The organism is Pseudomonas helleri (assembly GCF_009600315.1).
GTDB lineage: Bacteria > Pseudomonadota > Gammaproteobacteria > Pseudomonadales > Pseudomonadaceae > Aquipseudomonas > Aquipseudomonas helleri_A.
In genome coordinates this window covers 1-21955 of record NZ_WIWC01000007.1, presented here as the reverse complement: position 1 = coordinate 21955, position 21955 = coordinate 1, and the positions used below count along the sequence as shown (strand labels likewise).

Annotated in this window: 17 protein-coding genes; 12 read left to right on the top strand and 5 right to left on the bottom strand. The window is 58.7% G+C overall.

Annotated elements, in window-relative coordinates; all coding sequences use genetic code 11:
* Positions 1–99 precede the first annotated feature (99 nt).
* Both GHN86_RS06345 and GHN86_RS06340 read left to right on the top strand, forming a co-directional pair.
* Entirely contained in the window at positions 100–1722 is a 1623-nt protein-coding gene (locus GHN86_RS06345) for an acyl-CoA synthetase (protein ID WP_153378212.1), read from the top strand.
* A gap of 41 nt (positions 1723–1763) precedes the next feature.
* Complete coding sequence (locus GHN86_RS06340) at positions 1764–3536, top strand: acyl-CoA dehydrogenase C-terminal domain-containing protein (RefSeq protein WP_153378211.1); 1773 nt, start codon at positions 1764–1766, stop codon at positions 3534–3536.
* Positions 3537–3596: 60 nt separating this feature from the next.
* Here GHN86_RS06340 and GHN86_RS06335 read toward each other — a convergent pair whose 3' ends face one another.
* Positions 3597–3893 carry a putative quinol monooxygenase gene (locus GHN86_RS06335; RefSeq protein WP_153378210.1) on the bottom strand — a complete coding sequence of 99 codons (297 nt, stop codon included), beginning with the start codon at positions 3891–3893 and terminating at the stop codon, positions 3597–3599.
* Positions 3894–3902: 9 nt separating this feature from the next.
* The gene (locus GHN86_RS06330; protein ID WP_153378209.1) at positions 3903–4157 is read right to left on the bottom strand and encodes a YdcH family protein; all 255 of its coding nucleotides are present in this window, start codon (positions 4155–4157) and stop codon (positions 3903–3905) included.
* A 413-nt stretch (positions 4158–4570) separates the two neighbouring features.
* On the opposite strand from GHN86_RS06330, the gene GHN86_RS06325 reads away from it, so the two are divergent.
* From GHN86_RS06325 to GHN86_RS06285, 9 genes are read left to right on the top strand one after another with little or no spacing between them, the layout of a single operon-like run.
* Positions 4571–6118, top strand: a complete 1548-nt coding sequence (locus tag GHN86_RS06325; protein WP_323369237.1) for a BcsE family c-di-GMP-binding protein — start codon at positions 4571–4573, stop codon at positions 6116–6118.
* Positions 6105–6305, top strand: coding sequence for a cellulose biosynthesis protein BcsF (gene bcsF / locus GHN86_RS06320; protein WP_153378207.1), 201 nt, complete (start codon positions 6105–6107; stop codon positions 6303–6305). Before GHN86_RS06325 ends, bcsF begins: the two co-directional genes overlap by 14 nt.
* Positions 6292–6876, top strand: coding sequence for a cellulose biosynthesis protein BcsG (bcsG, locus tag GHN86_RS06315; protein WP_153378206.1), 585 nt, complete (start codon positions 6292–6294; stop codon positions 6874–6876). The genes bcsF and bcsG overlap by 14 nt, the downstream gene beginning before the upstream one ends.
* Complete coding sequence (gene bcsR / locus GHN86_RS06310) at positions 6876–7103, top strand: cellulose biosynthesis protein BcsR (protein ID WP_153378205.1); 228 nt, start codon at positions 6876–6878, stop codon at positions 7101–7103. Before bcsG ends, bcsR begins: the two co-directional genes overlap by 1 nt.
* Positions 7100–7822 carry a cellulose biosynthesis protein BcsQ gene (gene bcsQ, locus GHN86_RS06305; protein ID WP_153378204.1) on the top strand — a complete coding sequence of 241 codons (723 nt, stop codon included), beginning with the start codon at positions 7100–7102 and terminating at the stop codon, positions 7820–7822. The genes bcsR and bcsQ overlap by 4 nt, the downstream gene beginning before the upstream one ends.
* The gene (gene bcsA / locus GHN86_RS06300; protein ID WP_153378203.1) at positions 7819–10401 is read left to right on the top strand and encodes a UDP-forming cellulose synthase catalytic subunit; all 2583 of its coding nucleotides are present in this window, start codon (positions 7819–7821) and stop codon (positions 10399–10401) included. Before bcsQ ends, bcsA begins: the two co-directional genes overlap by 4 nt.
* Positions 10398–12686: a cellulose biosynthesis cyclic di-GMP-binding regulatory protein BcsB gene (gene bcsB, locus GHN86_RS06295; protein WP_153386248.1), complete on the top strand. Its 2289-nt coding sequence runs from the start codon at positions 10398–10400 to the stop codon at positions 12684–12686. Before bcsA ends, bcsB begins: the two co-directional genes overlap by 4 nt.
* Before the next feature lie 4 nt (positions 12687–12690).
* Positions 12691–13803 carry a cellulose synthase complex periplasmic endoglucanase BcsZ gene (gene bcsZ, locus GHN86_RS06290; protein ID WP_153378201.1) on the top strand — a complete coding sequence of 371 codons (1113 nt, stop codon included), beginning with the start codon at positions 12691–12693 and terminating at the stop codon, positions 13801–13803.
* Positions 13791–16499, top strand: a complete 2709-nt coding sequence (locus tag GHN86_RS06285) for a cellulose synthase subunit BcsC-related outer membrane protein (RefSeq protein ID WP_153378200.1) — start codon at positions 13791–13793, stop codon at positions 16497–16499. The genes bcsZ and GHN86_RS06285 overlap by 13 nt, the downstream gene beginning before the upstream one ends.
* 36 nt (positions 16500–16535) lie before the next feature.
* On the opposite strand, the gene pssA is transcribed toward GHN86_RS06285, so the two are convergent.
* The 3 genes from pssA to GHN86_RS06270 form a co-directional block, all read right to left on the bottom strand.
* The gene (gene pssA / locus GHN86_RS06280; RefSeq protein WP_153378199.1) at positions 16536–17879 is read right to left on the bottom strand and encodes a CDP-diacylglycerol--serine O-phosphatidyltransferase; all 1344 of its coding nucleotides are present in this window, start codon (positions 17877–17879) and stop codon (positions 16536–16538) included.
* A gap of 93 nt (positions 17880–17972) precedes the next feature.
* Positions 17973–19109: a glycerate kinase gene (locus GHN86_RS06275; protein WP_153378198.1), complete on the bottom strand. Its 1137-nt coding sequence runs from the start codon at positions 19107–19109 to the stop codon at positions 17973–17975.
* A 78-nt stretch (positions 19110–19187) separates the two neighbouring features.
* On the bottom strand, positions 19188–20303 hold the full coding sequence (locus GHN86_RS06270; protein ID WP_153378197.1) for a sugar diacid recognition domain-containing protein: 1116 nt from the start codon (positions 20301–20303) through the stop codon (positions 19188–19190).
* Positions 20304–20463: 160 nt separating this feature from the next.
* Between GHN86_RS06270 and GHN86_RS06265 the strand changes: the two genes are divergently transcribed.
* The gene (locus GHN86_RS06265) at positions 20464–21777 is read left to right on the top strand and encodes an MFS transporter (protein WP_153378196.1); all 1314 of its coding nucleotides are present in this window, start codon (positions 20464–20466) and stop codon (positions 21775–21777) included.
* Positions 21778–21955: the final 178 nt, after the last annotated feature.

The following is a 21955-nucleotide window of genomic DNA, read 5'->3' as shown; positions in this document are numbered from 1 at the left end:
GACTGAGCTATAAGTGACGCCGGACATAAAACTGCCCCGTACGCCATCGGCAGCGCGGGCAGCCATAGAGCTAACAATCAGCCACCGGAATAACTCCCTATGTCGATCTTTGAGCAAGGCCTCGAGCCCAGTGCTGTCAATCATATTGCCCTGTCGCCGCTTAGTTTTATCGAGCGCACGGCCAGCGTCTACCCCGACTACCCGGCCGTCATTCATGGCTCGATTCGCCGCACATGGGCGCAGACGTACAACCGCTGCCGTCAATTAGCCAGTGCCCTGACCGGGCGCGGTGTCGGCAAAGGCGACACTGTGGCGGTGATGCTACCGAATATCCCGGCCATGCTCGAAGCGCATTTTGCAGTACCGATGACCGGCGCGGTGCTCAACGCCTTGAACGTGCGGCTCGATGCCGAAACCATCGCCTTTATGCTGGCCCACGGCGAAGCCAAAGTGTTGATTGCCGACCGTGAGTTCCATGATGTGATTCACGCCGCCGTGGCCATGCTCGACCATCCGCCGCTGATCATTGACGTCGACGATCCCGAGTACGGCGAAGGCCAGCCCGTCAGTACGCTGGACTACGAGGCACTGCTGGCTGAAGGCGACCCTGAATTTGACTGGCAGTGGCCAGCAGACGAATGGCAAGCGATCACGCTCAACTACACGTCTGGCACAACAGGCAACCCCAAGGGCGTGGTGTATCACCATCGCGGGGCGTATCTCAATTCGCTGGGCAACCAGATGGTCTGGGCCATCGGCAACCATCCGGTGTACCTGTGGACGTTGCCGATGTTCCACTGCAATGGCTGGTGCTACCCGTGGATCATTACCGCGCTGGCAGGTGTACACGTCTTTTTGCGTCGGGTAGATCCGCAAAAAATCCTCACGCTTATCCGTGAGCATCAGGTCACCCATTTGTGTGGAGCTCCGATAATCCTTAATGCGTTGGTCAATATGCCTGAGTCGGCCAAAGCCGCCATTGATCACCCGGTCAAGGCAATGGTCGCAGGGGCTGCGCCACCTGCCAAAGTCATTGGCGCGGTGGAAGAAATGGGCATTAACGTAACCCACGTCTATGGCCTTACCGAAGTCTATGGCCCGGTGACCATTTGCGCCTGGCATGACAAATGGGACCAGCAGTCACTGGTTGAGCGCGCTGAAATCAAATCGCGCCAAGGTGTGCGTTACCCCACGCTGGAAGGTGTGATGGTGGCCGATCCGAAAACCCTGGTGCCGACACCTCGGGATGGTCAAACCATGGGTGAGATCTTCATGCGCGGCAACACCGTGATGAAGGGCTACCTGAAAAACCCAAGCGCCACGGCCGAGGCTTTTGAAGGCGGCTGGTTTCATACCGGGGATCTGGCCGTGTGCCACCCGGATGGTTATATCGAAATCCGCGATCGACTCAAGGACATCATCATTTCCGGTGGTGAGAACATCTCCACGATTGAAGTCGAAGGCGTGTTGTATCGCCATTCAGGGGTGATGGAAGCCGCAGTTGTTGCCCGTCCGGATGAGCGATGGGGCGAGACACCCTGCGCATTCATTACCCTCAAGGCCGATCACCAGCACGTGCGTGAGAGCGAAATCATCGCGTTTTGCCGCGAGCATCTGGCCGGGTTCAAAGTGCCGCGCACTGTGGTGTTCACGTTATTGCCCAAAACATCGACCGGCAAGATCCAGAAATTCGTGCTGCGGGATATGGCCAAAGCGCTATAGAAACGCGTTTAAGCCGCCATTCATAACAATAAGGGTTTGAAATGCCAACATTCACGGCTCCCCTGCGCGACATGCGCTTTGTTTTGCACGAAGTTTTCGACGCACCCGCGTTATGGGCCCGGCTCCCGGCTCTGGCTGATCACGTTGACGCCGACACCGCCGACGCGATTCTTGAAGAAGCCGCGAAAGTCACCGCTCAGCTCATTGCCCCGCTCAATCGCAGCGGTGACGAAGAAGGTGCGCAATGGCTCGCCGGTGAGGTCAGTACCCCAAGCGGTTTCAAGTCGGCCTACGCGACCTATATAGAAGGCGGCTGGGTCGGCCTTTCGGGCAATCCAGCGTTTGGTGGCCTGGGCATGCCCAAAATGCTCGCCGTGCAGTTCGAAGAAATGCTCTACGCCGCCAACTCAAGCTTTGCCCTGTACTCGGCACTCACCAGCGGCGCGTGCCTGGCGATAGATGCACACGCCAGCGACGACCTCAAAAGCACCTATCTGCCGCCGCTGTATGAAGGCCGCTGGGCGGGTTCCATGTGCCTGACTGAAGCTCATGCCGGTACTGATTTAGGCATCCTTCGCACCCGCGCAGAACCCCGGGAGGATGGCAGTTTCAACCTCAGCGGCAGCAAAATGTTCATCACTGGCGGTGATCAGGACCTTACTGAAAACATCATCCATCTGGTGCTGGCAAAATTGCCGGATGCGCCAGCGGGGCCTCGGGGTATTTCGTTGTTTTTGGTGCCCAAGGTGCTGGTCAATGCCGATGGCTCTTTGGGTGCAGCCAATGCTGTGAGCTGCGGTTCCATTGAACACAAGATGGGCATCAAGGCATCGGCAACGTGCGTGATCAACTTTGACAATGCGCGCGGCTGGCTGGTGGGCGAAGCCAATAAAGGCTTGGCGGCAATGTTTACCATGATGAATTACGAGCGGTTGTCCATCGGCATTCAAGGCATTGGTTGCGCGCAAATGTCTTATCAAAACGCAGCGGCCTACGCCTGCGAGCGCCTCCAGGGCCGTGCCGCCACGGGGGCCATTGCGCCAGCCAAAATAGCTGACCCGATTATTGTCCACGCTGATGTGCGGCGCATGTTGCTGAGCATGAAAGCCATGACCGAAGGTGGCCGGGCGTTCGCCAGTTATGTCGGCCAGCAACTGGATCTGAGCAAGTTCAGTGCCGACCCGCAAGAGCAAGCGCAGGCCGGTGCGCTGGTCTCGTTGCTGACGCCGGTGGCCAAGGCGTTTTTCACGGATACAGGTTTCGACAGTTGCGTGCTGGGTCAGCAAGTGTTCGGCGGCCACGGCTACATTCGTGAATGGGGACAGGAACAGTTGGTGCGCGATGTGCGCATTGCGCAAATCTATGAGGGCACCAACGGCATTCAGGCACTGGACCTGCTGGGACGCAAAGTTATCGCCAACAATGGCGTGGCCCTGGAGCTGTTTACGGCTCAGATCCGCACCTTCGCCAGCCAACCCGACACCCCTTACGCCAGCGAACTGTTGGACGCCGTGCAACGTCTGGAAGACGTCAGCCAATGGCTGACAGCGCAAGCCGGGATCAATCCCAATGAAGTGGGCGCCGCAGCGGTTGAGTATCTGCACCTGTTCGGGTACGTGGCCTACGCGTGGTTATGGGCGCGCATGGCTGCGGTGGCGCAAAACGCACTGCCGGCAGACAGCGACTTTTACAACGCAAAACTGGCTACTGCCTCGTTTTACTTTCGCCGCCTGTTGCCACGTACACTGAGCCTTGAACAATCCATACGTGCGGGCAGTGAGTCGCTGTTCGAGCTTGAGGCTGCACATTTTTAAGCCACCCGTAAAAACGGCGACCCTTCGAGGGCCGCCGTTGGGCGAGCGGGCAGAACGAACCTAACCCTCCAGCTCTTCCAGTAACAGCACCTCGCGATGCTCAAGCAGATCCTTGACCGCTCCAGCCATCGTTTCGTAATGCGTCGTGGTTTTATGCTGCTCTATGGCCTCCCTGTTCGCCCACGCTTCGATAAAGACAAAGCGGTCGGGGTCGTCAATATCGACATGCAGGGCGTAGGCGATGCAGCCTGCCTCAGCCCGTGATCCTTTTACACAGGCGCGCAACGCCTGTTCTACCTCGGCTCGATGGCCGGGTTTGGCGCGCAGCGTGGCGACAATCTTGATGACATTGGACATATCGACTTCCTAGACCTTGCTGGCATTTGATTCTGAAAAATAGCTGGCAATCTTGTCTTTGATCAAAAGCCTTTGCTCCTTGAGTTTGAGTAACGCCGTATCCGATATTCCCAGCGCATTGTCTTTTTCAGCCGCAACAATCTGCTCATCCTTGTCCTTGTATTCTGCAAACAATCTATCCAGATGAGGATTTTCGTTACGCAGCTTGCTGGCCAACTCCGGGGTCACACTCAGGTCTTTGAGCAAATCATGTTTGACAGGCATATCGGCACCTCGTGGAAATTTCGGTGATCGCCAAAGGCTCGTGTGATGAGACCGTGGCAAGGTTGTGTCGCAATAAAACCTCCCTAAGCAATAGCACGCAACTGACCACCTCGACAGTTACGGGTGAACATTCACCTTCAGCCCCTCGTCAAACATCAAGCAAAAAACGCTCTACGCGCTCTGCGCTGGCAGCGCGATAACAGGCCACCAAAGCCTGTTCCGGGTTTACGAGCGTTTTTCAAACCTTGGACTATTCTCGTTCCCCAGAGAGAGGGCTGCTGTAGCAAAACTTGGTCGTCTAGCCTAAATGGCTTATGGCTGGGGTCAAATCTGCGGCTGTCCTTCAGCGTAAAAACCAGTTCCCTGCTTCGCAAGAGGAATACCTGCCGCTCACTCAGGGAGGATAGCGCTTGGTGCCGATCAACTTGGCTATCCACGCAATGCTGGATCAATACACAGAACTACGCGCAGGCGGCCTGTATTGGGTCACAGCCGATCAACTGACGGATGCCAGGCATCTGGCTCAGCAATTTTTGCAGGCAATGCCTGAGGATGTGTCCGCCTCCCTTATCAGCTGCGTCGACCCTGTAGAGAGCATCATCAGTACGATGGACCCTCAGCGTGGCCCTCATACATTGCGCCTGTTTGAGATGGCTGCCCCCCAGGTTTCACGAGGTCTGGCTGATTTGACCCGAGATCTGGGCCGTGCGCGGGTGAAAAACGCCAGTCAGATACTGCTGCTGGCTCCAACACAGGGTTGGGCTAAGTTAGAGACGGCTAAGGATTTTGCACGCTGGTGTGAAGGGTTGCGCCAATGGTTGCGAGTACACAACGCCACGTTGCTCATTATCAGCCATGGCGAATCGCTCTTGTTGCACGAGCGCCTGTTGCCTCTTGATGAAACGCTTTCGGGGTTGAGTCACCTGTCCCGCCATAAGGACGACATCTGTTATCGGCTGTTTTTCTGGCACAACGACAGAGGCGTCAGCGCAGGCCAGGAGTTCAAACTCGCGGACAAAGATAACGTCCTGACACTGATCCCGGAAGCCTCGCTCGATGCCCGAACACCTGTAGCAGACGATCAATACGTCTATCTGGCCGACCGTGCCGTTCTGGAAGATACACCGGCACCTTCCAGGCACTGGCGTCTTTTCCCGAACCTTGCATCCCTGTGTGAGGCCGCCACAAACGCACAAGCGGCGACCGTTATTGTCGCGATGGACAACAACCTGCCTCTGGTCGAACTGGCTCAACACCTGCTCGACGTGCGCGAGCATTGCGGTCCTGCACTCAAGATCGTGGTGCGTGAAATGGAGCCTGCCGTACGTTATCGAGACGATGAGTTGCTGCTGGTCAGTGGCGCGAACCTTGTGGTGCCTTATGGCACGCCGCTCTCGCGTTTTCTCAACATGCTTGAGAGCGTTCAGGGGCAGCGCTGGCAATTCACCCGCCATCCCGACCTTGCATCGTTGCTTGAGCGCCAGCGCCCACCTCACGTCCGCGGGCTGGTCAGTGCGCATCAATTCGTGACCACTGTGCGTCAGGTTTACAGCCAATCGAGCGATGTCACTCATCAACTGATCAGGTTCGAACCGGTGCCCGGACTTTCCGATGAACTGATCCTGAGCCAGATGCAGCTTCGCCGTTACGGAGATTTCGCCTGCTTGTTTGGCGGGCACCTGTTTGTGTTTCTGTTTGCCTGCCGCGATGACGGGCTCCAGCCGGCACTGGCCAATATTTTTCGGCTGCCCTGGCGGGACATGTTCAGCGGGTTGCAGCGTCTGGACGGCCCGCAGGCGTTGCCCGAGGAGGCATTGATACAGGCCACGGCACTTCCCCAGTACGCCAGCCATGCGCTCAGCGACACTACGATCCCTCTCAGACCCGCTGGCAATCGGCCGCCGCTAGCCCCCCAGCCCATGACGTTACCTATAGCCGAGCCGCATCATGACGTTTCTTGACCTTATTGATCTCATCACCCTGACTTGTCTGATCAGCGTGACAGGAACGCTACTGGTACAGCGGCTCGGGCGGTATGCCAAGGGTCAATGGGAACGCCGTTTGCCCCCGCGCTACCTGAAACCCTGTGGCGTACGGCGCCGGGCTCCGGTCAGTGCTTCGTCGAGGGCAACTGATGAGTCGATCTAAGAGCGTCCTGGTGGCTCAACCGTCAGCCTGCCCCTTGAACGGGCTGGGCATCTGGAACCTGTATTTTCTGAGCAAATTTGTATTGGCCTGGAGCGGGCACCTGCATCTTCAGGTATTGCCTAACCTGATTTTCGCTCTGGCCCTGCTGATACCAGTCAGCTCTGCGTTGTGGCGTCGTATCCGTTCGCTGGTTGCCCTGCTGGTAGCTGTCACCTTGCTGTATCAAGACGCTGGATTCGGGCCATTGCACGATGTAATAGCGCCAGCGCAAGGTGTGTCTTTGAAAAACCTGATAGACGAGCTGGCAGCTGTGATCGACTGGCATGTGTGCGCGTTGTTGTTGCTGTTGATTGTGGGCTACTGGGTCCTCAACCCATGGTTGCGCATGACCACGCTGACCCTGTTGGGATTTGTCTGGTTCAGTCTCGGTCATGTGCTGACCCCCGTGGAAACCCCGGACGTCCTGCAACGAACCTACATGGGCTCTGCTTCTCAGACGCCAAATAGCGTGCAGAGCACTGAGCGCGATGAGGTCAACACGCCTTCAGTGCACACAAAGGAGCATCCTTGATGGCCTCCCTTCCTCCAAAAAACGCCCGGATAGAAGCAGATATTCTTGATCGCAGTGCGCGGGTAGATGACATCGCCCGGCTTAAAACTCTGGTCGATCTGCCGACCCTTCAGTATGTCGAGGTCACGTCCCAGATTGAACTGACGCAAGCACTGGCGCGCTGGCCGTTGCTCGCCCATGTACAACAGCATCGTCAAGAGCCCCGGCACAAGGAGCCTGAAGCATGATCAGCCTGAGCGTACGCGGCGTGCGTGGCGGCGTGGGCAGCAGCTCCATCGTGGCGGCCTTGGGGTACGCCCTGCACCAGCTCGGACAAAAAGTGTTGTTGATCGACATGTGCCCGGAAAACACCCTCGGTTTGCACATGGGGCTGCCGCTGATGCCAGCTTCGGGATGGGCACGTGCCACGCTGGACCAGCAGCGCTGGCATGAGCAGGCCTGGCGTGTTGAGACCGGTTTGTGCGTGCTGCCCTATGGCCAGTTGAACGCCGCCGAGTGCGAACAGCTCGAAACGCAGCTGGTTGCTCACCCGCAACTGTGGCGCTCACGTCAGGCCGCCTTGGCCGACGCGTTCGACTGGCTGCTGTTTGATCTGCCACAACGGCTGCCGGGGCATGCCACGAGCCCGCTGTGCGACATGCCGATGACCCTGGTCAATGCCGACGCCGCTTGCCACGTACTGTTGCAGTCACGGGTCAATAACATGCCGTTACTGCTGGTTAACCGTTTTGATCCCGCCAGCCAATTGCAGCGTGACCTGCTGCTGCTTTGGCAGCATGACCACCCCCAATCCTTGCTGGCACTCACGATGCACGCTGACGAGGCCATGACTGAAGCGCTGGCTCGGCGCGAGCCGGCAGGCCGATACGCGCCGAACAGTCTGATTGCTCAGGACATTCTCAGTCTGGCCAGTTGGTGTGTGTTGCGTGCTCAGGGGGCGGCATGATTGAGCAATGCTTCCCCTATAAAAAACTGCGTGAGGAGCAGAACTGTACCCGCATCACCGCCTTCTTTCTGGCCTCGATGCAGGCGCTGGGCTGGCTATTCCTGCGTTTTGAGTCGCCCTGCTGGCAGACCGTGCGGGCACAGCGACGCCGTCTTTATCCTCATCTGGCGGACAAACCGGCAAGCTTCGGCGACCCGTTGCGCTACCTCATCCAGACCGTGTGGCTACTGCTGGTGCGTGTCGAAGCGCCAGAGCGCGGTCGTCGGTCATGGATAAGGGAGCACCTGCAGAACGTGCGGGCCCGAGTGCACGCACTCTGCGAAAAGCTCGGCACAACCTTTGATCGCCTGCCCGTGGCCATTGCCCCGCAGGTCAACAACAGTTCGCGGTGGTGGGACGGCTTGCGCAAGCCGGTGCGCAACCTGCTGTACGTAGTCATCGGTGTGCTGGCCACGGTGCTCATGCTCGTGTGCATGACCGAGCCCTTCGACTATGTCGCGCAGTCGGTCTTTGTGATCCTGCTCTGGGGCATTGCTCTGCTGATTCGGCGTTTACCGGGGCATTTCCCGACACTGTTGCTGATTTCATTGTCGGTGATCGTGTCATGCCGGTATCTATGGTGGCGCTACACCTCGACTTTGAACTGGAACAACACTCTGGATCTGGTTTGCGGCCTTACCTTGCTGATGGCTGAAACCTATGCCTGGCTGGTGCTGATGCTCGGCTACCTGCAAACCTCATGGCCGCTTAAACGCAAGCCCGCGGCGTTGCCCGCTGACACCCGACAGTGGCCGAGCGTCGACCTGTTGATTCCGACCTACAACGAGTCGTTGTCTGTCGTGCGCGCCACGGTCTACGCAGCCATTGGCATCGACTGGCCGAAAGACAAGCTGCGCATTCATTTGCTCGATGACGGCAGGCGCGCCGATTTCAAAGCGTTTGCTCAGGACGCAGGCATCCACTACATCACCCGCGCAGATAACCGTCACGCCAAGGCTGGCAACCTGAACCATGCCTTGACGCTGATAAAGGGCGAGCTGGTGGCGATTTTCGACTGTGACCACATTCCGGCCCGTTCTTTTCTGCAAGTCACCACAGGCTGGTTTTTGCGCGATCCCAAACTGGCGCTGGTACAAACGCCCCATCACTTCCTGTCCCCTGACCCGCTGGAGCGTAATCTCGGCACCTTTGGCAAACAGCCCAATGAAGGTGAGTTGTTCTATGGGCTGGTTCAGGACGGCAATGATGTGTGGAATGCCGCCTTTTTCTGTGGCTCTTGCGCGATCCTGCGGCGCTCGGCGCTGGAGTCGATTGGCGGCTTTGCAGTCGAAACCGTCACCGAGGACGCTCACACCGCACTGCGGTTGCACCGCAAAGGATGGAACTCGGCCTACTTGCGTATCCCGCAGGCGGCAGGCTTAGCCACTGAGAGCCTGTCCGCCCATATCGCTCAGCGGATGCGGTGGGCGCGCGGCATGGTGCAGATCTTTCGCACCGATAACCCCTTGTTCGGCAAAGGCCTGACGGTCTTCCAGCGGATTTGTTACGCCAACGCCATGCTTCACTTCCTGCTGGGCTTGCCCCGTATTGTGTTTCTAACGGCGCCACTGGCTTTTCTGCTGTTGCATGCCTACATCATTTATGCCCCGGCGCTCATGATTGTGCTCTACGTACTGCCGCACATGATTCACGCCATCCTCGCCAACTATCGGCTGCAAAGCCCCTACCGCCAAACCTTGTGGGGTGAAATCTACGAAACCGTAGTGGCCTGGCACATTGCGCGCCCCACCACCGTGGCCCTGTTCAGCCCCTCGCGCGGCACCTTCAACGTGACCGTCAAGGGCGGGCGGATAGAACAAGAGCACTTCGACTGGAAGACCGCCAGACCCTATCTGCTGCTCTCTGCACTTAACGTGCTGGGTCTGGGCTTTGCCGCATGGCGTCTATTGACCGGGCCGGAGAATGAAATCCTGACCGTTGTGGTCAGTGTGGTCTGGGTGATTTACAACCTGCTGATCATCGGCGTCGCTGTGGCGGTTGCCGCTGAATCACGACAATTACGCCATAACCACCGCGTACAAACCCGCTTGCCGGGTGCCATAAAGCTGGCTAACGGTCACTGCTACCCGTGTGAACTGATGGACTACTCACTGGGCGGTGTCGGCCTGCAACTCAGCCAGCCCTTGCAATTGCCCATAGGAACTCAAATCTCGCTGATGCTCATGCGAGGCCACCGCGAGTTTGTTTTCAGCGCCAGCGTGACGCGCTGCAATGACCTGTTTGCAGGCTTGAGCCTGACGCACATGAGCCATGCGCAGAGGATCGAATTTGTTCAGTGCACGTTTGGACGCGCCGATGCCTGGCTGGACCACAACAGCGGTTTTCAGGCCGATAAACCGATCAAGAGCTTGCGCCAGATTCTGACACTGGGCGTTGACGGCTATCGCCGCCTTTACCGCTATTTGCCTGCAGGGGTGCATGCAACGGTGCGGCCTTTATGGCGTGTTTTTCAGTGGCTGGGCAGCTATTTACCGCGCATGCCCTTGCCTCCCCTCACACGGACAGCGAGCAGATCATGAGTAAATCCCCCCGAAAAAACCTGTTGGCCGGCCTCATGCTGATGTCCTTTGCCTCTGCGTTGATGTCTGCGCCGCTGCCTGAGTCACCCGTGGAGGGCGATGCACAGGCGTTGCCGGGTTGGCCGGTGCAGCGCACGTTCAAGCAACTGGGCCGCGAGTCGGACTCTTTGCTGGTGGGCATCCACAACACCGAACAGATCGAGTTCACGTTGCGTCGCGACCGTATCGCCCGTGATGCCAGCCTGCAATTGCAGTACACCCCCTCGCCGTCGTTGATCCCGGTGATGTCACAGATTCGGGTGTACCTCAACGACGTATTAATGCAGGTGTTGCCCATCGAAAAAGACCAACTGGGGCGCAACACGGAGCAAACCGTCGCACTGGATCCGCGATTGATCGCTGACTTCAACCGGGTCCGTCTGGAGTTTATCGGCCATTACACCGACATTTGCGAAGACCCAGCCAATAACACCCTGTGGGTCAATATCAGCCGAGACAGCCGCATTAATCTGCAAGAGCAAGCACTGAGCCTGAGTAACGATCTGGCGTATTTCCCGTTACCGTTCTTCGACCCCCGCAGTACTGACAGGCTGACCGTGCCCTTTGTTTTTGCCGCCAATCCCTCGGTGGGCGAACAAAAAGCGGCGGCGATACTCGCTTCCTATTTTGGTGCCCGTGCCAACTGGCGCGGCACCCGCTTTCCGGTGCTGTTCGATACCCTGCCGAGCGTACAAAATAGTTCGCCGACCCTGCCCTCGGTGGTGTTCGCCACCAACGACCACCGACCCGCCTTTATGAACGATCTAGAAGCCTTTCCGTTGGTTGAGGCGCCTGTGGTCGAGCTGATTGATCACCCGCAAGCCCCTTACAGCAAGGTACTGCTGGTGATGGGTCGCAACGATCAAGACCTGGCCACTGCGGCCAGCGCACTGGCGTTCGGTGCTCAGTTGATGCGTGGCCCTCGGGTGACGGTCAATGGGGTTGAACCATTGCAACCGCGCAAACCCTATGATGCGCCCGCCTGGCTGCCCACCGACGGACCGGTGCGCTTTGCTCAACTGATGGCCTACCCGCAGCAATTGCAGGTCAGCGGACTGCAACCACCGCCGGTCATGCTCGACTTCAACCTGCCCCCGGACTTGTTCATCTGGCGCAAACAGGGCATTCCTCTGCGCTTGCTCTATCGCTATTCGGCACCTTCGACTAACGAGCAATCGCAACTCAACATCAGCCTTAACAACAGCTTCATCAGCAGCCTGCCCTTGCTCAAGCCGAACCGCAGCAGTCTGCAAGAACTGTCGACGGTGCTGACGGCTGACAGCATCAATCATGTGGCCACATTGATCCTGCCGTTAACGACAATGGCGGACCGCAATCGCCTGGCGTTCGACTTCAATTTCGCCAACGTCGTCGGCAGCGCCCAGCGTGATCGTTGCCAGACGATGCTGCCGATCAAGAACGAAGCCATTGTCGATGAGAACTCGACTCTCGATCTGTCCGGCTATTACCACTACATCGGCATGCCCAACCTCAAAGCTTTTGCACGCAGTGGTTTTCCGTTCAGTCGCATGGCTGATTTATCCGAAACAATTGCGGTAGTCCCCAGCCTCGCCTCGCCCGTGCACATCAGTACGCTGCTGCAAGCTATCGCCGGTATTGCTGGCCGCACGGGGTATCCGGCATTGGGTTTGAGGTTGAGCGATGACTGGCAATCCGTTGCTCACGAAGACGCCGACCTGTTGTTGCTGGGGCCACTGGCGCCAGACATGCAGGACAACCCGGATATCAGTGTGCTGCTGCAACGTCAGCGCGACAGGTTGTTGCAGCCCTTTACCCCTATGACCACGGCAACCGACACCCGTCGCGACAGGCTTGCTGATCAGCGTATCAATGCCGCCCACCGCGTTGAAGTGTCCGCAGATCAACCGATTGCGGCCATTGAGGGTTTGCAGTCGCCTTTCCACCCTCAGCGCAGCATCGTCGTGCTGTCGGGCAACAACGACGCAGACTTCAGGCTGCTGCGCGAAGCGCTGAGCGACAGCGCCCAACTCGACGCGATAACCGGCTCGGCGGCCGTGATCCGTAGCAGCGGGGTTTACAGCCAGCGGGTGGGTGACACCTATTACGTGGGCAACCTGCCCTGGTATTGGCTGTTGTGGTATCACCTGTCCGGGCACCCGGTGCTGCTGGCCCTTTTTGCGGTGATCAGCGTACTGCTCGCCACGTTTTTGGCGTGGCGGGCCCAGCGTTGGGCGACTGATCGTCGTCAGCAACAGGATGAATGAAGCCATGCGAACCTTTGGCGCGCTCGCCCTTTTCTTGATAGTTGGTCTGGGGTCTCGGGGCATAAGTGCTGCCGAGTGCTCCTGGCCTGCATGGGACCATTACAAACACGCCATGATGAGTGCCGACGGACGCATCATCGACCGCTCGACGGAACAGATGATTAGCACCTCCGAAGGGCAAAGTTACAGCCTGTTTTTTGCCTTGGTCGCTAATGATCGTGCAAGTTTCGCCAGGATTCTTGAGTGGACGCGCAACAATCTGGCCGAAGGAAGTCTGGACGCCCACCTGCCGGCGTGGCAATGGGGCCGATCGGCGTCGGGAAAATGGCAAGTCCTGGATAAAAACAACGCCAGTGATGCAGACCTGTGGCTCGCCTATAGCCTGCTTGAAGCCGGCAGGCTGTGGGACGTACCCGAGTATGCCGCGCAGGGAAACAACCTGCTGTGGCGCAGTGCCGCGCAAAGCCTGCGCACGTTGCCCGGTCTGGGCTTAATGCTGTTGCCGGGCAACTTCGGCTTTGAACCCCCGGAAGGCTGGCGGTTTAACCCCAGCTATTTGCCGCCAGCCATGCTTGCTCTTTTTGCCCAGAAAGCCAGCATCTGGGCAGAACTGGCGGCTAACCAGCAGCGCCTGCTGATTGAGGGTTCGCCCAAAGGCTTCGCACCGGACTGGTTGTTATGGCGAACCGCAGGTGGTTGGGCACCAGACCCCGTAGAAAACAGTGCGGGAGACTACGATGCCATTCGCGTGTACTTGTGGGTGGGAACGCTGGCTGAGGACGCTCCTAACCGTCATACCTTGCAACAGCACTTTACCCCGATGGTCAAACTCACGGAGAAACTCGGCTATCCCCCAGAAAGCGTCAACGCGCTGACCGGCACTTACTCAGGCCAAGGCTCCGTGGGCTTTTCGGCGGCGATGCTGCCCTTGCTTGCCAGCACCGATTCACCCGCGTTCGCAGTACAACGTGCGCGGGTACATGACCACCCCCCCGCAGAAGATGCTTACTACAGTCGCTCACTGATGCTGTTTGGTCTGGGCTGGACCGAACAGCGCTATCGCTTTGACAAAAATGGACAGCTTCTGCCTGCATGGACGCACACATGCCAAAACTGAACACGTGGGTATTGCTACTCAGTGGGTGGTCGATGACCGCTCTGGCACAACCGGCCGATGTGGTGGATCAGCAGCAGTGGCTGCTCGAACAGGTGCGTATGGGGGAAGCCCTGCACCGTGATGATCTGGTGCGCGACTCACTGGCGCGTTTGCAGCTGATTGCGCCCAATGACCCGCGCACCCTGTTGGCCTTGATTCGTCAGGCTTTGCGCGAGGACAACCGCGAACTGGCCAAGCAGCGTCTTGCTCAGTTACACGCCGTGGCACCCGATTCCGATACGTGGCGTGAGGCGCAAGCCCTGATTCAGTTACAAGACCCGCCCGGCCCGACAGACCTGCAGCAGGCACAGGCCCCGGCTGCGCCCCAGAGCAATGACGGTGATAACCCTCTGCCAGCCCAGCCGTCATCCGTCAATCAAGGCAAGCCGCAGGCTAAGCAAAACAGCCGAACGCAGCTGCGCACGGTTGCGCGCCAGCCCCGCAAAGCACCACTCAACAGCAAACAGCCCGCTCGCAATAAAAAAGTTGATTGGCAGCACCTCGCTTTGCAACGGGATGAACTCAATCAACAAGCCGAGGCCGCCACCGCTCGACACGACTGGCCGCACGTTGTAGCCCTGCGCGAAAAAATTCGCACGCTGACTCCGAATGACCCATGGGCCACCTATCATCTGGCCAAAGCTTTTCAGCAAAACAATCAACCGGGCGCGGCGGATGAGGCGTTCAAACAGCTGATGCAGCAGCAGAGCAACAACCCCGAAGCCGCGTATGCGTACGCACTCTACCTGTCGAGCAGCGACCGTGACGCCAGTGCTTTGCGCACCCTTGAGCAAGTGCCTGAAGTGCAGTGGAGCCCTTCCATGGGTGAACTGCACAGCCGCTTGCAGCGCACTCTTCTTGTCGCCCGAGCGCACAGCCTGCGCAAGGCGGGGCAAGAGCCTCAGGCCATTGCCTTGCTGATGCAAAACCCGACCCGCGACGACTTGATAACGGTGGCAGACTGGGCTCAAGAGCGCGGGGATTATGCGAAGGCCCAAGCGCTCTATCGCCAAGTGCTCAAACAAGACCCTGAAAACACCGGAGCACGGCTTGGGGTTATCGAAACGCTGATCGCTGATCAGCAATTGAAACCTGCCCGACAGCAACTGGAGCAGTTCAACACAGCGTCTGGCGTTGAGCTTGCGCCCTGGCAGCTACGCCGCCTCGCCAATGCCTGGGCCGACGTGGGTGAGCCTGACAAAGCCCGCGCCCTGTATGCGCACCTGCTCAAAACGCCGCAGAGCGACCCGCTGATTTACCGCGACGCGGCAAGACTGCTCTCTGCCATCCAGCCGCAGCTGGCGTTGGATTACTACGCCAAAAGCATGGCCAGCGCCGGGTTGTTGAGCGAAGAGCACGCCAACCCACGAGACAACCGTGCCCTGACACGGGCCAGTCGCGCCAAGGACAGCGATCAATGGCTGGAACGCAGCCTGCGCAGTGACGTTGACGCGCTGTACCAGCGGCAGACGCCCACCGTGCACCTGTATACCGATTACGGCTGGCGCGCCGACGATGCGTCTGCAGGCACCTCGGACACCGACACCCAAACCACTATCCTGCAAGCTGACCTGCCAATGGCTGATGGCGTCGGATTTGTTCGGGCCGAACACATCAATATGGACGCGGGGCGTTTTGATACCGATTCAGACGGCCGTGTTCGCGAGGGCTATGGCACCTGTGCAGTGGGCGTCAGACGCAAGGGCACGCAGGGGCCGATTTATTCAGGCTGTGATGATCGCTCTCAAACCGCAGATGGCACGCTAATGGCTGCTGGCTGGAAAAACCAGAGCTGGAACGTCGATATCGGCCGTACGCCCGACACCTTCAAAGTGCCTAACTGGCTGGGTGGCGTGGCATACAGCAGCAAACTGGGTTCGGTTGGGTGGACCCTGACCGGCTCACGGCGGCCGTTGAGTAATTCTATTGTGTCGTATGCAGGGGCTACGGATCCCGCGACTGGAGTGACCTGGGGCGGTGTGACCGCGAACGGTCTAACCCTGGACCTGAGCCATGACGAAGGCGGCGTTGACGGCGTCTGGGCCAGTCTGGGGCAACACTGGTTGAAGGGTAAAAACGTACAGGACAACCACAAAACCACGGCGATGGCCGGGTACTACTACCGCTTGGTCGAGCGGGCCGATGAGCGCCTGCGCACCGGGTTGACCTTGATGTATTGGGGCTACGACAAGGACCTCAGTGAGTACACCTTGGGTCAGGGCGGTTATTACAGCCCGCAGCACTATTACTCGATCGGTGTACCGCTGACGTATGCCTTTCGCACCGCCAACTGGTCGGTATCACTGGAAAGCAGCGTGGGCTGGTCCTACGCGAAAAGCCGGGGCAATGATCTCTATCCCCTGAGCGGGCTTAACGACAAATTGCTGAATGCAGTCGATCAGGCGGGCTTTGAGGTGGTGGGCGATCTGGGCAAGACCCAGGCAGACAACAACAACGGGATCGGCATTCAGCTGCAAGGGCTGGTCGAGCGCAGGTTGTCAGACCATCTGGTGCTGGGGGGCGGTGTGCTCTATCAGCACAGTGAAGATTACGCACCCAGTCGGGCGATGCTGTATCTGAGGTACACCTTCGACCCGTGGCAAGGCAACTTGCCACTACCCGTACAGCCGTTAATACCGTATGCGCAATTTCGCTAAGGTTCGGCTTGCCTGCCAAACAGGCAAGCCGGTGACTCACAAAATCCGGTACAACAACCGTTCAATTCTGACCCGACTCACTCGGCGCAAGAACTTGGCCACTGCTGCCGGGTATTCCTCAAGCGTTTCCAGAATCTTGTAACTCTCGATGCGCCGGGTGTGGGCGAAAATCGATGCCAGTTCCTGGCGTCGTGGCTCCAGCCATTCGCGCCGCGGATCATCAATCAGTAACCCGTTCTCCAGGTCCAGACGGAACGCTCGCGGGTTGAGGTTGTTGCCCGTGAGCAAGGTGTAACGGTCATCCACCCACATGCCTTTAAGGTGATAGGTGTTATCGCCATCGCGCCACAGATGCAGGTTCAACAAGCCGCTGTCGATCATGCGCTGATGCTTTTTGGCAAACCGGCGCAAACTCAACTCATACAGGTACGGTAACGCCGCGATCACCTTGAACGGTTCGCTGGGCGGTATGTAAAAGTCGTTAGCCGTCTTGTCGCCGACCACAATATCAATCTTCACGCCACGCTCCAGCGCCCGATTGATTTCACGGGTCACGGGCAGCGGCAAGTTGAAATACGGCGTGCAAATGGTCAATTGCTGTTGGCTGCTGGCAATCAGCTCGCAAATCACCCGGCTCAGCGGGTTGTTTTTGCCCACACCCAGCAGCGGACTTACCGACAGGCCAAAATAGCCGGTTGTCGCTTCGCGGGTGTCGTAAGCGGCTTTTTTCAAGCTGCTGCGCAAATCGCCAATGGCACTGCGCAGGCTGCGGGTAGACGGCAATTGAGGCACATCCAGACGATGCACCGCCTTGGTGGTGATTAAATCCTCAACCACAAAGCGCTGCATGGCATCCGCCAGCGGTTTGTTGCGCAGCACGTGATAACGGTCGAAGCGGTACTTGTCGAACTTGTGCAAGTACACGTTGTTCAGGCTCGCGCCGCTGTAGATCACACTGTCGTCAACAATAAAGCCTTTGAGGTGCAGCACGCCGAACAGCTCGCGGGTTTGCACCGGCACGCCATAAACAGGCACTTCGCTGCTGTGGGCAGCGGTCTGGGCCTGATACCAGGCAGCATTGCCCGGCTGTTTGCCGGCGCCGATCAAGCCGCGCTGGGCCCGTAGCCAATCCACCACCACCACGATTTCCAGCTCTGGACGAGCGGCTTTGGCGGCGTGCAAGGCATCGAGGATTTCCTGTCCGGCTTCGTCCTGCTGCAAGTACAAAGCCACCAGCGTGATGCGCTGGCGTGCACTGGCAATGTGATCCAGCAGGCACTGACGAAATTGCGCCGCACTGGACAAGATGCTGATGGCATCGGCGGACATAGGAAAGCTGCGCAGTTTAGGCAGCAAAGAACGTTTGAAGAGCGACGGCATAGGGCTCGCTAAGGGTCGAATGCGAAGAACCGCAAAGCTTACACGATTGAGCTTTGAAGCTGTAGCCGCCGCGAAAGCGGCGGCCCGCTCGAATCAAGACGTGTGAATAGCCATCAGCCGAGCAATGTCCCGCGCCCGGTCGGTGAGCAATTGCGCGGCGTTGGCACAGGCGTGTTCGAGGGTCATGGGGCCGCTGGTCACGGCGAACGCGGCGTTGATGCCGTGCTCATACAGCGTTTGATAGCCCTCGCCTAACGTCCCCGCCAGCACCACGACCGGCACACCCTGAGCCTGAGCAATGCGCGCGACGCCAAAAGGCGTTTTGCCGCGCAAGGTCTGCGCATCAAAACGGCCTTCGCCGGTAATCACCAGATCGGCGCCCTTGACAGCTTCTGCCAGCCCCACCAATTCCGCCACCACTTCAACCCCGGCGCGAAACTGTGCGCCAAAAAACGCCTTGGCTGCAAAACCCAGTCCGCCCGCGGCGCCCGAACCGGGCTCATCACGCACATCCTTGGGTAAAACAGCCGCGCAATGATCGGCAAAGTGCCCCAGCGCCTGATCCAGCAAGTGAACGTGCTCGGGTGTTGCGCCCTTTTGCGGGCCAAAGATGGCTGAAGCGCCGTGTTCGCCGCACAGCGGGTTGTTAACATCAGCAGCAATCTCAAAACGAACGTCCGCCAAGCGCGGGTCCAGTCCTGATAATTCGATGCGTGCCAATCGGGAAAGCGCCAGACCGCCGGGTGCCAAAAGCTGCTGTTCAGCGTCGAACAGCCCCAGCCCCAGTGCTTGCAACGCGCCCGCGCCCGCGTCATTGGTGGCGCTGCCGCCGATGGCCAGAATAATGCGCTGTGCGCCCGCATCCAGCGCTGCCTTGATCAGCTCGCCGGTACCAAACGTGCTGCTGATGCGCGCATCGCGTTGTGCCACAGGCACGCGTTGCAAACCGCTGGCTTCGGCCATTTCGATAATCGCCGTATGGCTGTCCGGCAACCAGCCCCAGTGAGCCTCGACCGGTTCGCCCAGTGGGCCCTGCACGTGATTGCGGCGCAACTGGCCATTGCCTGCGGCAACGATGGCCTCCACTGTGCCTTCCCCGCCATCGGCCATCGGGCAGGTCACCAGTTGCGCATGGGGCAGCGCATCGGCCAGGCCTGCGGCGATGGCATCGGCGACTTTTTCGGCACTCAGGCTGTCTTTGAACGAGTCGGGGGCAATCACGATTTTCATAGGGGCGCATCTCCAGGTCTTATGCCAACCATGCTGCCATCAATGGGCCACAAACACGCCAGTCAGGCGCACAAGCAATCACTGTGATTGTTGTTCATTCTGACAAGGCAACAATTGCACACCCAAATACAGCGCCAGCATGCCATTCAAGCTCAGCGGGTCCACTGAACTCAATTCAGCGATGCGTTCCATGCGGTAACGCAGGCTGTTGCGGTGAATGCCCAGTGCGTCCGCACATAGCTGGCTCTGTCCATCGTGCTCACACCAACTGCGCAGGGTGGCAATCAACTGACCGTTGCTGTCCTTGGCCACGACTTTGTGCAACGGCCCCAGCAGTTCTTCAAGGGCATCATCATGCCGGTGGCGCCATAGCATTACCGGCAAGCGGTAGCGATCCAGCGCCAGCACGCGGGTCTGGGGCAGCACGTCGCGCCCATACGCCAGCAAATCCGCGACCCGGCGATAGCAACGACGCAAGCCTTTAAGGGCATCCGCCTGGCCGCCTGCCGCAATGCGCAACACCTTCCAGCCCTGAGCATCCAGTCTTTCCAGCAGGCGCAGGTCATCCAGCACCACCGTGGCAGGTCGGCACCACAACAGCGAGCCGGTTGCCGGGGTCACACACCAACTGTCCGGGTAACGCGAGTGCAACCACACACTCAAGGCTTCGGCGCTTTGACCTTTGCCCAGCTCGAACAGATAAGGGATACGCGACAACTGCGGTTTCAAGCCCAATTGCTGGGCTTCATCGATCAGGCGCGGAGAATCGCCGCCTTCGCTCAGCAGCAAGGCCACCAGGTCTTCACAACGCTGGCGGCGCCACTGCTGTTCGGCCTGCTGATAACGCTGGCCGACCAGCATTTCGGCGGTCATGCGCACCAGCTGAGCGTAGGTGCGCAGCTTTTCGGGTTCCCCGGTCAGTCCCAGCACACCGACCAGCCGCTCATCCAGCAGCAGCGGCAAATTGATTCCGGGTTGAACCCCCTTCAGGCAGGTGGCGGTTTGCGCGTCGATTTCCACCACTCGTCCATTGGCCAGCACCAACTGCGCACCTTCGTGCCGGGTATTGATACGCTCGGGTTCGCCACTGCCCAGGATCAACCCCTGGCTGTCCATGACGTTTACGTTGTAAGGCAAAATGGCCATCGCGCGATCGACGATGTCCTGCGCCAAATCATGATCCAACTCAAACATGGGGACGACAATCCTTGAGAAATTTTTGTTCTTGGGCACAGCGCAAATGGAAATTCCCTGTGCGCAGGCACAAAGACAGCAGCGTTAAGGTGGTCGAAACTCAGGCCGCGATCAACGTTAACCCCGGATCGTGAAAAAACATAATAAAGAGAGACATGCAATGTCACAGAGCGCCACCGCTTCGCTGATCAGCGAAGACGATAAAAACGCCATCTACAAGCGCATTACATTGCGTTTGATTCCCTTTATCTTCATCTGCTACCTGTTTAACTACCTTGACCGGGTCAATGTTGGCTTTGCCAAACTGCAGATGCTCGATGCGCTGAAATTCAGCGAGACCGTTTACGGCCTGGGTGCCGGGATTTTCTTTATTGGCTACGTGCTCTGCGGCGTGCCGAGCAACCTGGCCCTGACCCGATTTGGCCCACGGCGCTGGATTGCCGTGATGATGATCAGTTGGGGTGCGCTGTCGACCTGCCTGATGTTCGTGACCACACCGACCGGCTTTTACACCCTGCGCTTTTTCACCGGCGCCGCTGAGGCGGGTTTCTTTCCGGGCGTCGTGTTGTACCTCTCGCAGTGGTTTCCGACCTTTCGCCGCGGTCGCATCATGGCGTTGTTCATGTGCGCCATCCCGGTTTCCGGCTTGATTGGCGGGCCATTCTCGGGCTGGATCCTCAGCCACTTCGCCGCAGGCCAGGGCGGCCTCGCCGGCTGGCAGTGGATGTTTCTGCTGCAAGGCATTCCCACCGTAGTCCTCGGCGGGCTGGCGATATTCCTGCTGAGTGACAGCTTTGCCAATGCCAAATGGCTGGGTGCCCATGAACGTGCCGTGTTGCAAGCGGATCATGACCTGGATGCGGCCAACAAACCCTCCACGGCTACCGATTCACTGCTGGCCGTGTTCAAGAACCCGGCGATCTGGGCCTTTGGCCTGATTTACTTCTGCATCCAGAGCGGCGTCTACGCGATCAACTTCTGGTTGCCCTCCATCATCAAGAACTTGGGTTTCAGCGACACCCTGGTGATTGGTTGGATCAGTGCGATTCCTTACCTGCTGGCGGCGGTCTTCATGTTGCTGGTGGGGCGCTCGGCAGACTTGCGTAAAGAGCGGCGCTGGCATTTGGTAGTGCCCATGTTGATGGGTGCAATTGGGCTGGTGATTGCCGTGAATTTTGCGGCGCAACCGACCATTGCGATTCTTGGCCTGACCATTGCCACGATGGGCGCCCTCACCGGTTTGCCAATGTTCTGGCCCGTGCCGACGGCGATGCTCAGTGCGGGAGCGGCCGCGGGTGGCCTGGCGTTGATCAACTCCATGGGCCAGATGGCCGGTTTCCTTAGCCCGTACCTGGTGGGTTGGGTCAAAGACACTACGGGCTCGACCGATGTGGCCCTGTACCTGCTCGCTGCGGTTATCGTCGGTGGCAGCATATTGGCATTACGGATGACCCGCGGGCTGAATAACGCTTAGCCGTGAGCGCGTAAGCGAGTTTTCGATCTGCGTGTGATCGGCTTGTGATCTGGCTTGTGATCTTGATCTGCCGCCCCGTCGGAAGGCCGAGAGGAGGTTTCGCGCAGTGGGTCGACCGGCATGGATGCCGGGAGAGCCGTGTTGGGCCAAGGATGGCCCGTCACGGCGTGCCCACGGA